13 protein-coding genes are annotated in these 14,863 nt (G+C 35.1%); 12 read left to right on the top strand and 1 reads right to left on the bottom strand.

The features are described from left to right. Nucleotides 1–141 precede the first annotated feature (141 nt). The 4 genes from E0W73_RS20270 to E0W73_RS20255 all read left to right on the top strand — a co-directional run bounded on the left by E0W73_RS20270 (nt 142) and on the right by E0W73_RS20255 (nt 3,543). A complete protein-coding gene (locus E0W73_RS20270; RefSeq protein WP_135223869.1) occupies nt 142–1,596 on the top strand; it encodes a hypothetical protein in 1,455 nt (484 codons plus the stop codon). A gap of 97 nt (nt 1,597–1,693) precedes the next feature. Beyond that, a complete protein-coding gene (locus E0W73_RS20265) occupies nt 1,694–2,212 on the top strand; it encodes a ferritin (RefSeq protein WP_135223868.1) in 519 nt (172 codons plus the stop codon). Between the two features lie 80 nt (nt 2,213–2,292). Next, nucleotides 2,293–2,478, top strand: a complete 186-nt coding sequence (locus E0W73_RS20260; protein ID WP_029271150.1) for a hypothetical protein — start codon at nt 2,293–2,295, stop codon at nt 2,476–2,478. Nucleotides 2,479–2,850: 372 nt separating this feature from the next. Next, on the top strand, nt 2,851–3,543 hold the full coding sequence (locus tag E0W73_RS20255) for a DUF2461 domain-containing protein (RefSeq protein ID WP_135223867.1): 693 nt from the start codon (nt 2,851–2,853) through the stop codon (nt 3,541–3,543). A gap of 87 nt (nt 3,544–3,630) precedes the next feature. Here E0W73_RS20255 and E0W73_RS20250 read toward each other — a convergent pair whose 3' ends face one another. Continuing rightward, nucleotides 3,631–3,957, bottom strand: coding sequence for a single-stranded DNA-binding protein (locus tag E0W73_RS20250; protein WP_135223866.1), 327 nt, complete (start codon nt 3,955–3,957; stop codon nt 3,631–3,633). Between the two features lie 742 nt (nt 3,958–4,699). Between E0W73_RS20250 and E0W73_RS20245 the strand changes: the two genes are divergently transcribed. The 8 genes from E0W73_RS20245 (at nt 4,700) to E0W73_RS20210 (ending at nt 14,565) form a co-directional block, all read left to right on the top strand. Beyond that, nucleotides 4,700–6,229: a bifunctional GNAT family N-acetyltransferase/carbon-nitrogen hydrolase family protein gene (locus tag E0W73_RS20245; protein ID WP_135223865.1), complete on the top strand. Its 1,530-nt coding sequence runs from the start codon at nt 4,700–4,702 to the stop codon at nt 6,227–6,229. Further along, on the top strand, nt 6,226–6,573 hold the full coding sequence (locus tag E0W73_RS20240) for a hypothetical protein (RefSeq protein ID WP_135223864.1): 348 nt from the start codon (nt 6,226–6,228) through the stop codon (nt 6,571–6,573). The genes E0W73_RS20245 and E0W73_RS20240 overlap by 4 nt, the downstream gene beginning before the upstream one ends. Before the next feature lie 13 nt (nt 6,574–6,586). After that, nucleotides 6,587–8,980 carry a M28 family peptidase gene (locus tag E0W73_RS20235; RefSeq protein WP_135223863.1) on the top strand — a complete coding sequence of 798 codons (2,394 nt, stop codon included), beginning with the start codon at nt 6,587–6,589 and terminating at the stop codon, nt 8,978–8,980. Between the two features lie 219 nt (nt 8,981–9,199). Next, the gene (locus tag E0W73_RS20230; RefSeq protein WP_135223862.1) at nt 9,200–10,012 is read left to right on the top strand and encodes an NAD(P)H-binding protein; all 813 of its coding nucleotides are present in this window, start codon (nt 9,200–9,202) and stop codon (nt 10,010–10,012) included. A 191-nt stretch (nt 10,013–10,203) separates the two neighbouring features. Continuing rightward, nucleotides 10,204–10,680, top strand: a complete 477-nt coding sequence (locus tag E0W73_RS20225) for a methylated-DNA--[protein]-cysteine S-methyltransferase (protein ID WP_135223861.1) — start codon at nt 10,204–10,206, stop codon at nt 10,678–10,680. A 190-nt stretch (nt 10,681–10,870) separates the two neighbouring features. Then, nucleotides 10,871–11,584: a 3'-5' exonuclease gene (locus tag E0W73_RS20220; RefSeq protein ID WP_135223860.1), complete on the top strand. Its 714-nt coding sequence runs from the start codon at nt 10,871–10,873 to the stop codon at nt 11,582–11,584. Nucleotides 11,585–11,753: 169 nt separating this feature from the next. After that, nucleotides 11,754–12,824, top strand: coding sequence for a winged helix DNA-binding domain-containing protein (locus tag E0W73_RS20215; protein ID WP_135223859.1), 1,071 nt, complete (start codon nt 11,754–11,756; stop codon nt 12,822–12,824). A 301-nt stretch (nt 12,825–13,125) separates the two neighbouring features. After that, entirely contained in the window at nt 13,126–14,565 is a 1,440-nt protein-coding gene (locus tag E0W73_RS20210) for a nucleoside recognition domain-containing protein (protein WP_135223858.1), read from the top strand. The last annotated feature ends 298 nt before the right edge of the window (nt 14,566–14,863 follow it).

The following is a 14,863-nucleotide window of genomic DNA, read 5'->3' as shown; positions in this document are numbered from 1 at the left end:
TTCTCATAAATAAGTAAGTTTTGGCCCGAAAGAAAATTTCTTTCGGGCTTTTTTATTGAGTTTGCAAGGCTTTTCCATATCCACCTTTTCAAGAGCAGTAAAATTTACTAAATTTGGAATGGTTCTTGACCGTAAAAACTTATGAAAAAACTACTCCTACTCTGTCTATTAGCCTCAAGGCCACTATTGTTCAGTCAGACAATATTAAATTCATTGCCCCTAGATTTCCAAGCACGGACAGAAAAAGGGCAAGTTTTAAGCATTAAGGATGCCAAAAGCGACGACATTTATGTTTTTGCATCAGACAATAAAGATTTAAGTATTCTTAAATACAATAAGTCACTGTTTCTTAAAAGTCAGTTTAAGGATTCTATAAAAACCGCCGCCAACAGGGTCTTGCTTGGCTATAGTCTTGGAGAAGACAAAAACCCAATACTATATTGGTTTTCAAGTACATTTCGCAATGTGCAATTAATCAAATACAATCTTACTAGCCAAACATCAAAATCGCTGTATTTCAATTTTCCCGAAAATCTTGGGTATGTCATAACGACTTTTCAAAAAGATAATGTTTTTTATGTTTTGGGAAAGGAAGACAAAGAGCAGCATCTTCTTCTTTACAAATTCGAAAATGGAACCTGTGAAATAAAAATGTTAGATTTTTCTTCTTTCCTATTTCAAAATGCATCCGGCAGAAGCTTTACCTTCAATTATATGTTACGCAATTTTGTTAAGAAAATGGAAAAATATACATTTAATCCGATTGATAATGCGGCATCACCCAACAAAATTTATATTGAAGACGACCATATAATTTTGACATTTGACTATAATCTGAAAAAGACTCAAGTTTTCGATATTAATATTGAAACATTACTAATCAAAGAAAAATTCTTTAATCAGCCAGTGCCAAAAAACGCTGCACAGTCTGCCAATTCATTTTACACCGATAAACAGTTGTTTCAAATTGTGGCAAATAAAGACGAACTTTTACTAGATGTAAAAGATTTTGATTCGGGAGCTAGCCTAAAAAGCTTTGCTTATTCAAAAAATGACAGCATACCGAAAACATCGCCTTTCTTGGTTCAAACCAGCATCAGCAAACCACAGAAGTTAAAAACCACTTCAAAGTTTCTTAGAAATTTATCTGGCTTAAATACCGGAGTTTCTGTTCTAAAAAACAAGGAGACCAGTTTTATCACTATTGGAGGTCTTGGCGAATATGCCGAGTATGACTTTTATGGAAATCCGGCAGATTTTGATAATTTTTACGAACCTACATCTTACCTATTGAGCAAAGTGGTTTATTTTGATGCAGCGCTCGATAAAAATTTAGATTTTGTAAAAGATAAAAATATCGAACCGATGGCAATAGATAATTTGTTCTATTTTTTAAGCCTCAACAAAAACATCGTTTGGTATGATGCCTTAAAATTGGATGACTTTCAGGTTTTATTTTATTATGATCCGGCTTTAAAACAGCTTGTTATACGAAAATTCACAGATGGTTTTATAAACGAAAATATGGGCAACCCTATTATGAATAAGTCGATATTCTCGAAACCATTCTCTTTTGGAAACATTAAATCCAATTAATTTTTTTGATAATCCATTCAAAAGTGTACTGTTTGGGCGGTTTCCCAAAAACGAAATGAATTATTTTTAGTAATTTTACAAAAAAAAGAATCCTATTATGCTATCAAAAAATATTGAATCGGCTTTAAACAAGCAAATCCGCATAGAGGCAGAATCTTCACAAACCTATCTTTCTATGGCTTGTTGGGCAGAAGTACACGGGCTTGAAGGCATCGCTCAATTTATGTACACACAGTCTGATGAAGAGCGTGCCCACATGCTTAAATTGGTTAAATATGTAAACGAACGTGGCGGACACGCTCAGATAACAGATTTGAAAGCACCAAAAACAAGCTATTCTACTTTTAAGGAAATGTTTGAGGAGCTGTACAATCACGAACTTTTTGTTTCAAAATCCATCAACGAATTGGTGCATATCACTTTTGAAGAGAAGGATTATGCTACACACAATTTCTTACAATGGTACGTTTCTGAACAAATCGAAGAAGAAGCTACTGCAAAATCTATTTTAGATAAAATCAACTTGATCGGAGATGATAAAGGCGGACTTTATTTGTTTGACCGTGATATACAGCAATTAACAGTTACGAGCTCAATCGCTATCAATCCAAAATAAAAAAGTTAAAGTTTATTTAGAATATTTAAAAATTACTTTTTTCGCTTATATTTGTCTCTGTTTTTATAATTCAGAGGAAAGTGAGCAAGAAAGAAAAAGACAAGGACAAAAAAAAGGATAAAAAGAAAAAGAAGAATAAAGATATCCTTGATAAGATTAAGAAGATAGAAAATTGTAAATCTTCTTGTTGCGAGAAATACAAGAAAAGCGAAAAAAAGCGTTGTTCTCGCTGTCCTATGTTTGATTTATTCAAAAAAACTGCTTAACAATATATACAAAAACCCATCGGAATATCTGATGGGTTTTTATTTTTTTGGTAAACCACTTATGTGCTAAAAGTCGAAGTTTTGTTCGCAGACTAAAATTCAGCAAGGTTGCTAAACTTAATTATAACCACAAATTGCACACCCGAGCGACAGCGAACTGACAAAGTAAATTTTCGCAAATTAATTCTACCCAACTTTTTTGCTTTAGCAAATCTTTGTCAAAGTCTAACCAATTTCTTGAAATTTGTGGTAATTTGCGTAATTTGTGGTTAGAAAACTTTGTTAGAACCTGAAAGCAAAATGTATTGAAGTCTATCGTTTTAAACTATTTTTGATACCAATAAATTTCATTTTTCTGATTTCAACTTAACTATGGAAAATCACATTACTATACCAAAATCAAGCCTTGATTTTCTGGTCCAGCTTAAAGAAAACAATAACAAACCTTGGTTTGATGAACATAAATCTGAATATTTAACCGAGTTAGAGCATATTCAGAACTTTGCGGATGCTTTACTAAAAGAACTTTCTAAAACCGATGTTTTAGAAAACACTTCAGGCAAAAAGAGCGTTTACAGAATTTACCGTGATATTCGTTTTTCTAAAGACGAAACTCCTTTTAAGCATTATTGGGGAGGAAGTTATACTCGTGCGACAGCTGCGAGACGAGGCGGTTACTATTTTCATCTCGAAAAAGGAAACAGCTTTTTTGCTGGAGGTTTCTGGGGGCCAAATGCCACAGATTTAAAACGAATTCGATCAGAATTTGCCCAAGATCCAGAGACTTTTCAGGAAATACTGAATTCAGAATCTTTTATCAGCAACTTTGGAACGCTACAAGGTGAACAGCTCAAAACAAAACCAAAAGGCTTTGATGCAGATCATCCTGCCATTGATTTACTTCGTTTCAAACAATTTTTGGTGATAAAGCGTTTTACTGATCAAGAAGTATTAAGTCCACAATTTTTGGAACTGGCTTTAGATGCTTTCAAAAACATGAGGCCTTTTTTTGATTATATGAGCGAAGTATTGACAACAGATAGTAATGGAGTTTCAATTCTTTAAATCTATTTTCTCATAAAAAATAAACCCGAGAGGTTTTGAAGCCTCTCGGGTTTATTTTGTTTTTCGTGGCGTTTAATCATTAATTATTTACAGCAATAAAATCTCATTTACAACGACTTCTGTAATATATTTTTTCTCACCGTTTTTGTCATCATAAGTTCTATGAGTTAACTTCCCGTCAATGACAACTTCTTTTCCTTTTGTGACAAACTTTTCGATAATTTCGGCTGTTTTTCCCCAAGCCGTTACACGATGCCATTCGGTTTGTTCTACCTTATCTCCTTTTTCATTTTTGTAAACATCGTGTGTGGCGATTGTTAAATGTGCTAGTTTTTTACCGCTTTCTAATGTTTTAATTTCAGGATCATTACCTACATTCCCAATTAACTGTACTCTGTTTTTCATTGCATTCATGGCGTATATTGATTTAATGTTTATAATAATGAATTCGTCTTTCAAATTCAACATTGCAAAGATGCGGCGCTTTCCCAGATATAGTCGGTTAGTAACTGTTTACTTTCGACTGTAACTGTTTGTAAGCGTTTGTAAATGGATATTTTTTTATTATATTTGAGAGTAATCTGTCTTGAACACTAATGAAATTAAGAATTAAGAGAAAATCAATCATTCGATTTCTAGCAACTATGAGTCTGCTGATTTTCTTTATGCCTTTTTTTCAAATGTGTTCAGATGAAAATATAAAAAGGGGATCAGGATTTATAAAAACCTACTCAAAAGCTAAAACAGAAAAAGAAAAAGAGATTGTTTTTCAGAAAACAAAGAAGGATTTTTCGATCAGCGGTTATGAGCTCGCAATGTCTTTTGAACCAGCATTTTCAGGATTTACTGTCGTTATGTTTCTAAATATTACAATTGCAGTCTGTGTTTTTCGCAGGCATTACAAACTGTTATTTTTTAGTTTCATAAATTTATTCGTCATCATAATCTCTTTTCTTGCTCTTTGGTTATCGTTGCCAGGCTTAACACAAATAAGGTACGGCATGGTTCTTTGCTTACTCAATGCCATACTGCTTTTCTATTTTATTTATAGAGAAGGGGAAATAAAATACCACAACTAATTCCCATAAATTAATAATCAATTCGTTTTTGCGGTTCGGATTCAGTTCGAACTCAAATTCATAAGAGCTTAAATTATATGCAGAAGAAAATCAATAAAGTAGAACTACGAAATTTAGAAATAGAAGACTACAAACAATTAAAAAAATCAATGATTCAGTCGTATCCCGAAATGGCAGATTCGTATTGGCAGTCGGAAGATATTGAAAGACTGTTGTCTATTTTTCCAGAAGGACAGCTTGTTATTTTAGTTGACGGGAAAGTGGTCGGGTCGGCGCTTTCGCTGATTGTAGATGAAAAATTAGTAGACAAAAAACACAATTACCAGCAAATTAGCGGCAACTACACCTTTTCTACCCATAATAAAAATGCTGAAATTTTATACGGAATCGATGTCTTTATTCACCCAAATTATAGGGGACTTCGTCTAGGAAGGCGTTTGTATGATGCCAGAAAAGAACTTTGCGAAAGACTGAACCTAAAAGCCATCGTTTTTGCAGGAAGAATTCCGAGTTACAGACAATATTCGTCTAAAATGTCTCCAAAAGCTTATATCGAAAAAGTAAAAAGCAAAGAATTGTACGATCCAGTACTTTCGTTTCAGCTCAGTAATGATTTTCACGTTTTGAAGATCATGAAAAACTATCTTGAAGGAGACGAAGAGTCTAAAGAATTTGCGGTTTTATTGGAATGGAATAATATTTATTATGATGAAAGTCCGAAACTCATTAATACCCAGAAAAATATTATTCGCTTAGGATTAATCCAATGGCAGATGCGCCAGCTTAACAATGTTGAAGCCTTATTCGAACAAGCCGAGTTTTTTATTGATGTCGTTTCGGGCTACGGAAGCGATTTTGCTCTTTTCCCAGAACTTTTCATTGCACCTCTTATGGCAGATTACAATCATCTTTCGGAGGCAGAAGCTATTCGCGAACTGGCTCGCCATTCTGAACCCATTCGAAAACGCTTTCAGGAATTTGCCATTTCATACAATATCAACATCATTACCGGAAGCATGCCTTATCTCGAAGGCGGTAATCTCTACAATGTAGGCTTTTTGTGCAAACGTGACGGAACCTCAGAAATGTACACCAAAATCCATATTACGCCAAACGAAGTAGTGCATTGGGGAATGAAAGGCGGTTCGCAGTTTAAAACTTTTGATACCGACTGTGGCAAAATCGGAATTTTGATTTGTTATGATGTCGAGTTCCCGGAACTTTCCAGATTATTAGCCGATGAAGGGATGAATATCTTATTTGTGCCTTTTTTAACCGATACTCAAAACGGTTATACACGAGTAAAACACTGCTCACAGGCACGCGCCATAGAAAACGAATGTTATGTTGCAATTGCTGGCTGTGTTGGAAATCTTCCGAAAGTAAATAACATGGATATACAGTACGCACAGGCATCTGTTTTTACGCCCTCTGATTTTGCTTTTCCGAGTAATGGAATTAAGGCAGAGGCCACACCAAATACTGAAATGACACTCATTGTAGACGTAGACCTAAACCTGCTCAAACAACTTCATGAGCATGGAAGCGTACGAATCTTAAAAGACCGAAGAACCGATTTATATCAAATTCAAAAAATGAATACATGAAAACATGCCTTGAATGTTCTGAAAAAATCGTAGGCCGAGAAGACAAGAAATTCTGCTCCGATAATTGCCGTAATGCTTACAACAATAAAATAAATAAAGATAGTACCAATTTCATGCGTAATGTAAACAACAAGTTACGCAAAAATTATCGTATTTTGGCTGAGTTAAATACAGATGGTAAATCAAAGACTACTCGTGACAAATTGCTGTCAAAAGGTTTTGATTTTGAATATTTTACCAACATTTTGCAAACCAAAACAGGAAATACATATTATTTTTTGTACGACCAGGGCTATCGTTCTCTGGACAATGATTATTTTATGCTCGTTAAAAAAGAAATTTAGTAACTAATTCATCATGAGAAAAAACCAGACCTCAATTCTAGCCCTAATTGGTATTTTAATTATTCTCGCTGTTATCTACGCAACAATGATGCCGCAAGGAATTTCAAAAGATGATGAAGCTCTAGCGGAATTCTCGACCGAACGAGCGATGAACCAAGTAGAAATTATTGCACAGAAACCGCATTACGTGGGGTCGACAAATCATGAATTGGTTGCAAATTACCTAAAACTCGAACTCAACAGAATTGGCTTAGAAACGAGTGTTCAAGAAGGGTTTACACTCAACGACAAAGGTCTTTTGGTAAAATCTAAAAACATTCTGGCCAGAATAAAAGGAACCAATAATTCAAAAGCCTTGTTGCTTCTTTCTCATTATGACAGTGCGCCGCATTCTTTTTCTAAAGGAGCAAGCGACGACGCTTCGGGTGTAGCAACCATATTAGAAGGAATTCGAGCTTTTTTATATTCCAAACATCCACAGAAAAATGATATTATCATTCTTTTTTCGGATGCCGAAGAGTTGGGACTTAATGGAGCTGCATTATTTGTAAATCAGCACCCATGGGCAAAAGACGTTGGTTTGGTTTTAAACTTTGAAGCAAGAGGAAGCTCTGGACCAAGTTATATGCTGATGGAAACCAATGATGGCAATCAAGCATTAATTAAGGAATTTAAAAATGCGAAAGCTTCTCACCCGGTTTCCAATTCATTAATGTACAGCATTTACAAAATGCTTCCCAACGATACCGATTTGACTGTTTTTAGAGAGCAAGGCAATATTCAGGGCTTTAATTTTGCTTTCATAGACGGTCATTATAATTATCATACGCAACAAGACGATGCCAGTCATTTAAATCTGACCACTTTGGCGCATCAGGGCACTTACTTAATGCCTTTGTTAAAATATTTCTCTAATGTAGATTTAACCAAAACGGTTTCTACAGAAGATAATGTCTATTTCAATGCACCGTTTGTTTTCATTACCTACCCTTTTTCGTGGGTAATGCCCATGACTTTAATTGCATTTGTCGTTCTGATTCTTTTGCTTTTTATCGGAAAAGCGAAAAGAATCATCTCAATTCGCGAAATCTTCAGAGGATTTGTACCGCTTCTAGGTTCGTTAATCATCTCTGGTTTGGTAACATTTTTAGGATGGAAGATAATGCTTGAGATATATCCGCAATATTCCGATTTCTTAAACGGATTTACCTACAATGGTCATGCCTACATTGGTGCATTTGTGACTTTAAGCATCGCAATCTGTTTTGCTTTTTACCATCATTTTTCTGAAGCCAAAATTACCATGAATCATTTTGTGGCGCCTTTGCTTCTCTGGATTATCATCAATGGATTTTTGGCAAACAGCTTGACTGGAGCAGGATTTTTAATAATTCCTGTATATTTCGGAATCCTTCTTTTCGCCATATTTGTATTTACGCAGCATTATAGTCTAGGATTAAATTTACTCTTCAGTATTCCAGCTCTAGCCATTATCGCTCCGTTTATTGTGATGTTTCCAATCGGACTTGGCCTTAAGATTCTTTTTGGAAGTGCGATATTGACCGTTTTACTTTTCGGGTTATTACTGCCTATATTTGGCGCTTTCGCGAAAAAAGGAGCTTGGATAATTGTTTTTTTCCTGAGTTCAATCGGTTTTTTCATTTATGCGGGCTACCACTCAGGTTATGAGTTTGGAAAAGCGAAATCGAACAGCCTTTTATATGTTTACAACGCCAATACCAATTCGGCTGTCTGGACAACATACGACACCAATTTAGACGAATGGACAAAAGCTTATTTAGGAGAAAAGAACCAAAAAGCAGTTGGTTTGAACGGATTGCCGATTGCCAGTAAGTATAATTCCAAATTTACTTACAGCTCGATTGCGCCTACTGTTGATGTTCCAAAACCTACCATTACATTTATAAAAGACAGTGTGATTGGTAACAACAGATACTTGAAAATTAAAATCAGTCCGAACAGAAAGGTAAATCGATATGATATTTATGCCAATCCAAAAATGACCTTTTACAATTTCAAGGCAAACGGAGTTTCAACTTTTGGTCAAAAAGGGAATCGCCTAGAACGCGAAGACAGCAAAATCCTTTGCTACTATGTAACGGCAAACGAACCTCTTGAGATGGAATTTTACATCAACAAATCATCTATTTTTGATATGGATCTCATCGAAAGTTCATTTGATTTAATGACCAATCCGTTGCTTAATGTAAAACCAAGACTCGACTGGATGATGCCTACGCCTTTTGTACTTAATGATGCGGTACTTGTACAGCAGAAAATAAAAAGATATGTCGCACCAGTAAAAACTATTGAGCCTGTCACGGCAAAAGATAGTACTATAATTGCTAAAGACAGTTTAATACAACCCGTTGTAAAACCTGAATAAAAAATAAATTTTAGAAATAATAAAAGCAGGCTTTAAATCTTTAAAGGTTGCTTTTATTTTTTTAGCAAGCATTTAATGCAATATCATAAAATTTTCAGAAGATGCTGCAGACTATATTTAATTATGCATGTCGGACCCAATCTGCTAAAATCATTTAAATCTGCGTGAAACAAAAACCTCTGGAACTTTGCATCTTTTAATCTTTATACCTCACAAAAAATGACCAAAATAAGCCTGTTAGGATGTGGCTGGCTCGGATTACCGCTGGCAAAAAGTTTAATCGCTCGTGGAAATTCGGTTAAAGGATCCACAACTTCTGAAAACAAACTTTTAATATTAGAAAAAGCAGGAATAAATCCGTTTTTGATTAATGTTGAGAGTGATGGTATTGCTGGTAATATCGATGATTTTTTGGCCGAAAGCAAAATAGTAATTATTGACATTCCCCCTAAATTGCGAACTGAAAATTCTGATAGCGAAAAGAAAATTTTTGTGGAGAAAATCAAAAATCTGATTCCGTTTATAGAAAAATCAGCTGTTGAAGAAGTTCTTTTTATCAGTTCTACTTCTGTTTACGGTGATGACAATAAATTGGTTACAGAAGAAACTGTCCCAAATCCCGAAACAGAAAGTGGCAGACAATTGCTTTTAGCAGAAGCTTTACTTCAAAACAAAAACTTCAAAACCACAATTCTACGTTTCGGCGGATTAATAGGTGAAGACCGTCATCCTGTAAAATTTTTAGCTGGAAAAGAAAACTTGGAAAATCCAGATGCTCCGGTGAATTTAATTCATCAAAAAGATTGCATCAACATAATTGAAGAAATCATTAATCAGTCCAAATGGAATGAAGTTTTTAATGCTGTCGCACCTTTTCATCCAACAAGGGAAGAATATTACACGCAAAAAGCAACAGAAAGAAACTTGGTTTTACCAAAATTCAGTACTCAAAAATCAAATATCAAAAAAACTATTTCAAGTGAAAAAATTGAGAATGTTTTAGATTATACGTTTAACTTAGAAAATTATTAGAGAGTCAGGCTGAGCGAAGTCGAAGCCCCGTTTCGTTTTCACAAGCCTTCTACTCCGCTCGGGATTACAATCATGTAAACTTTGTGGCAGTAAAACAATAAAACTTAAATTACTTATATAACTTACATGGTGTAAAAAAAACTTTGCGAACTTTGCACTAAACTTTGCGTCTCTGCGGTAAAAAAAGAATTATGGAAACAGTTTACATCAACTCTCCTTTAGGAATCACCAAAATTATGGGAGATGAAAATGGTATAGCCGTAATTTCTGTTTCAGATGTTGGTACAAATGAAGTTTCTCCAGATATTCCACAAGTTTTACAAAATGCCGTTCAACAATTAACCGAATATTTTGACGGTAAAAGAACCGATTTCGATTTAAAACTAAATCCGCAAGGCACCGAATTCCAACAAAAAGTCTGGAAATCTTTATTGGAAATCCCATACGGAAAAACTGTAAGTTATATGGAGCAGACCAAAAAGCTCGGAGATGTAAAAGCCATTCGGGCAGTTGCTTCGGCAAATGGCAAAAATCCGCTCTGGATTGTGGTTCCATGCCATCGTGTTATTGGCACAAACGGATCTCTAACAGGATACGCCGGTGGCTTGTCTCGCAAGAAATGGCTGTTGGAACACGAAAGCCCATCAGCTCAGCAAAGTTTGTTTTAATTTTTCGGCCAAGAATTACACAAATTATCCCTAATTTTCTTTTATCGAATCCTATCAATAAAAAAATGATATGTTTTTAATCACAGTAATTCGTTCATTTTTTTGTTATGATAGATATAAGAATTGAAATTAGTGTAATTTTATATGGAATAAAAATTCGTGTAATTCGTGGCAAACCCAAGTAAAAATTATGATTGAAAAGATAAACCTCAACAACATTTTATTTCTAGATATTGAAACTGTTCCAGAAGAAGAAAACTTCAATATGCTTGATGCGGAAATGCAGTCGCTTTGGGATCTTAAAACACAATACCAGCGAAAAGACGAATTCTCTCCCGAAGAGTTTTACGAACGGGCAGGGATTTGGGCCGAATTCGGGAAAATAATCTGTATTTCTGTAGGATACTTTACAATCAAAGGAGATGTTCGAAATTTTAGGGTAACTTCATTTTTTGGTGAAGAAAAGAAAATCTTAAAAGACTTTTCTAATTTGATCAATAACCATTTTAATCAGCCGCAGCATTTGTTATGCGGACACAATTCAAAAGAGTTCGATATTCCGTTTATAGCCAGACGAATGATTATCAACCAAATGCCAATTCCTGACAAACTGAACTTATTCGGCAAAAAACCTTGGGAAATTCCACATTTGGATACTTTAGAATTATGGAAGTTTGGTGATTACAAACATTTCACTTCTTTAAAACTATTGACCAAGATTCTTGGGATTCCATCGCCAAAAGGCGATATCGACGGCAGTCAGGTAGCTCATGTTTTTTATGTCGAAAAAGATATTGACCGAATCATCACGTATTGCGAAAAAGATACCATTGCCGTAGCACAGATTTTTTTACGATTACGCCGAGAAGAATTGCTGATCGAGGATGAGATTATTCATGTATAGCTTTTTTTTTAAGTTGCTAAGATGCTAAGGTACTAAGGTGCTGAGCTTTTTAAATTCATGATTGAAGATTTATTGACTTATATGAGCTCAATTTTCTCGAAGCAAAGTAATAGAGCTACAACGTAAAATGAACTTATATTAACTTATATGGTTCGAAAAAATAGCAAAGATGACACATCAAGAAATTGCACATCGCCGTTTAGTTTCTCAAAAGCTTTATAAAACAAGCCAATGCCCACCAGAGGAAATTGTAAAGCATTTTGGTGCAATGCAGGCTCAAGATTATGCAATGTCAAAATGGGCGGTTGGCTCGCGTTGCGAAGCATCAGAAAGAGAAATTGAAGAAGCTATAAATTCTGCAAAAATTATCCGAACCCATATTTTGCGTCCGACTTGGCATTTGGTAGCGGCCGAAGATATTTACTGGATGCTTGATCTCTCGGGACCTCAGGTAAAACGTCTTTTTGCTTCTCTTGCCACGCAACACGGTTATGATGACAAAAAACTAGATCAAATCAATTCGGCTATTGAAAAACTTCTAAGCGGCAACCAGCATCTAACTCGAGAAGAAATCATGCAGGAACTTAATATCCAAAAAAGTGCAGGCGATTTATCTCCGGTTATCGTTATGATGAATGCAGAATTAGAAGGCCTGGTCTGTAACGGAAAAATGAAGGGCAAACAAATCACCTATGCCTTGCTCGAGGAACGGGTTTCAAAACCAAAAAATAAATTCACCAAAGAAGAAGCTCTCGCCAATCTTGCACAGCGTTATTTTGAAAGTCACGGCCCAGCAACTGTAGCCGATTTTTCGCACTGGTCTGGATTTTCTGTTACAAATTGCAAATCGGCTATAAACGCAATTAAGTTGCAATTAAACAATATAACCGTTGATAATCAGGAATATTGGTTCGGAAAAAATCATTCTGGTTTGAATAATTTCGCCGAAAGCGTACATTTTCTTCCCGCTTTTGATGAATTTCTGATTTCGTATAAAAATCGTGAATCTTCCATTTCATTAGAACATCAATCCAAAGTTTTTACCAAAAACGGTATTTTTAAACCCGTAATTTTAGAAAACGGGAAAGTGATTGGAACATGGAAAAGAACTCCGAAAAAGGACTATGTTAAAATCGAAACGGAGTTTTTAAATCCCAAAGATGTAGACAAAAAAGAGAATCTGTTTAGCGGAATCAAATCGTTTGAGAATTATCTAGAAACCAAAATTGTGATTGACTGATTTATTTCGCTCCGCTGGAGCTTAGTTTTTTTTGCATCTCCGTAAGTCTATAAATATATCGCTCTTCCAGAGCTATTATAAATTTTGTATTTATTGCAATCTACAACGTAAAACAGCTCTGGAAGAGCGATATAATTTGTAGAGAATTAACGGCTATCTTAAAAAAGCTCCAGCAGAGCGAAATACGTACAAAATTCACTCAATTAGTTATTCAAACCCAAACAATCAAATTTGCAGCTCATTAAATAATTTGTTTATGCATATTATTAGTAAATAATTACATTTACAAAAAATTACAGTTATGGTGTTAAGCAGATTTTGGCTAGCGATTTTTATTTCTTCAATTGTTTTTGTGGTAATAAGCCTTTTTACAGGAAATAGTTATACAATTGATCATGTCTTGAACGGAAAAAAAGATGATCCGATATTAATTGCTGAAAGATATGCCGAAGAGCTTCCTGCTTTTATCAGAGATAGTATAAAAAAAGCGCCAAAACAGGTTATGATTGTTGACCGTGATACGCTTAATCCTGATACAACTTATGTTTATAGCAATAAAACGGTAAAAATTTTCAGCGGTGTTCAGAAATCTGATGGTTTGTTGCCGACATGCAAGACCACTCTAATAGACTTGATTCTGCCTCTTATTGCCTATTTAGCCTTTTTCTGTGGATTAATGGAGCTATTGATTATTTCTGGAGCTTCTGGAAAATTGGCTAAAGTTTTGAGTCCGGTTTTTGTGAAAGTTTTTCCGAGTATTCCCAAAAACCACCCTTCGATTTCGTATATGACGCTTAATTTTGCCGCCAATTTCTTGGGACTTGATTCAGCTGCAACTCCATTTGGATTAAAAGCGATGGAAAGCCTTCAGGAAATCAATCCTGACAAAGACAAAGCCAGCGACGCTCAGATTATGTTTATGTGTCTTCATGCCTCAGGTTTAACGTTGATTGCTACTTCAATTATCGGTTATCGCGCTGCTGCAGGCGCCAGCAATCCTGCTGATGTAATGCTTCCTTGCATTATTACCTCGTTTATCGGAACGATTGCTGCGTTTTTGATTGTAGGGATTAGACAAAAAATCAATTTCAAAAGCGCCTCATTGGTCATCGCCTTAATGATGCTTATTGCCGCCATCATTGCCTTATTGATGTATGTAAACCATTTGGATTTGATTGGAAAAAACCTTTTTACTTCTAATTTATCTGCTTTAATCCTGATTGCTATTATTGCTTTTACGTTGATTTTCTCTTTCATTCATGAAAAAAAATTCAGCGAAGCCAATACGACTGTTTATGAAACTTTTGTTGTTGGAGCCAATAACGGCGTAAAAACCGGAGTTACCATTTTTCCATATGTATTGGGAATGTTGGTTGCCATTTCACTCTTTAGAAACAGTGGACTTTTCGAAATCATCAGCGACGGAATCGGATTCTTATTTTTAAATATAGGCGTTAGCCAAGAAATTACAAATGCGCTTCCGGTAGCCATGCTGCGTCCTTTTAGTTCTGCAGGTTCTAGAGGTTTTCTAATAGACTCGATGAGTACTTTTGGTGCTGATTCCCTAACAGCACGATTGAGCAGCATTTTCCAATGCAGTGCCGAAAGCACTTTTTATGTAATTGCAGTTTATTTCGGTTCGGTTAATATTAAAAATACCCGTTATGCTTTAGGCACAATGCTTTTGGTAGATGTTATTTGTGTGATTACGGCAATTTTTGTGGCAACGTGGTTTTTTTAAATAGAAACGAATTAAAATCAGCCGTACAATAAATCAAATAAAAGTTCCGGAGGAACGAACAAATATTGTAGCAATGGATTTTAATCCGTTGATAATAACGACATTTATAGAAAGTTCCGTAGGAACGAACAAATATTGTAGCAACGGATTTTAATCCGTTGATGATAAATACATGCATATAAAGTTCCGTAGGAACGAATCATCTTTTAAATTCAAAAAAAATATGAGCCGATCCTACGGATCTCTTGTCTGTGCGGATATTTATTTAACCGGATTAAAATCCGGCCCTACAATATCT

The organism is Flavobacterium foetidum (assembly GCF_004634245.1).
GTDB lineage: Bacteria > Bacteroidota > Bacteroidia > Flavobacteriales > Flavobacteriaceae > Flavobacterium > Flavobacterium foetidum.
The sequence above is the reverse complement of the archived record's forward strand: the minus strand, read 5'-3'. Positions and strand labels throughout refer to the sequence as shown.

Excerpts from the sequence above, each read along its gene's own strand:
- E0W73_RS20210 (WP_135223858.1), top strand. The coding sequence starts at position 13,126 with ATGGTGTTAAGCAGATTTTGGCTAGCGATTTTTATTTCTTCAATTGTT.
- E0W73_RS20250 (WP_135223866.1), bottom strand. The coding sequence starts at position 3,957 with ATGAATGCAATGAAAAACAGAGTACAGTTAATTGGGAATGTAGGTAAT.
- E0W73_RS20225 (WP_135223861.1), top strand. The coding sequence starts at position 10,204 with ATGGAAACAGTTTACATCAACTCTCCTTTAGGAATCACCAAAATTATG.
- E0W73_RS20230 (WP_135223862.1), top strand. The coding sequence starts at position 9,200 with ATGACCAAAATAAGCCTGTTAGGATGTGGCTGGCTCGGATTACCGCTG.
- E0W73_RS20220 (WP_135223860.1), top strand. The coding sequence starts at position 10,871 with ATGATTGAAAAGATAAACCTCAACAACATTTTATTTCTAGATATTGAA.
- E0W73_RS20270 (WP_135223869.1), top strand. The coding sequence starts at position 142 with ATGAAAAAACTACTCCTACTCTGTCTATTAGCCTCAAGGCCACTATTG.
- E0W73_RS20265 (WP_135223868.1), top strand. The coding sequence starts at position 1,694 with ATGCTATCAAAAAATATTGAATCGGCTTTAAACAAGCAAATCCGCATA.
- E0W73_RS20235 (WP_135223863.1), top strand. The coding sequence starts at position 6,587 with ATGAGAAAAAACCAGACCTCAATTCTAGCCCTAATTGGTATTTTAATT.
- E0W73_RS20255 (WP_135223867.1), top strand. The coding sequence starts at position 2,851 with ATGGAAAATCACATTACTATACCAAAATCAAGCCTTGATTTTCTGGTC.
- E0W73_RS20215 (WP_135223859.1), top strand. The coding sequence starts at position 11,754 with ATGACACATCAAGAAATTGCACATCGCCGTTTAGTTTCTCAAAAGCTT.
- E0W73_RS20245 (WP_135223865.1), top strand. The coding sequence starts at position 4,700 with ATGCAGAAGAAAATCAATAAAGTAGAACTACGAAATTTAGAAATAGAA.
- E0W73_RS20240 (WP_135223864.1), top strand. The coding sequence starts at position 6,226 with ATGAAAACATGCCTTGAATGTTCTGAAAAAATCGTAGGCCGAGAAGAC.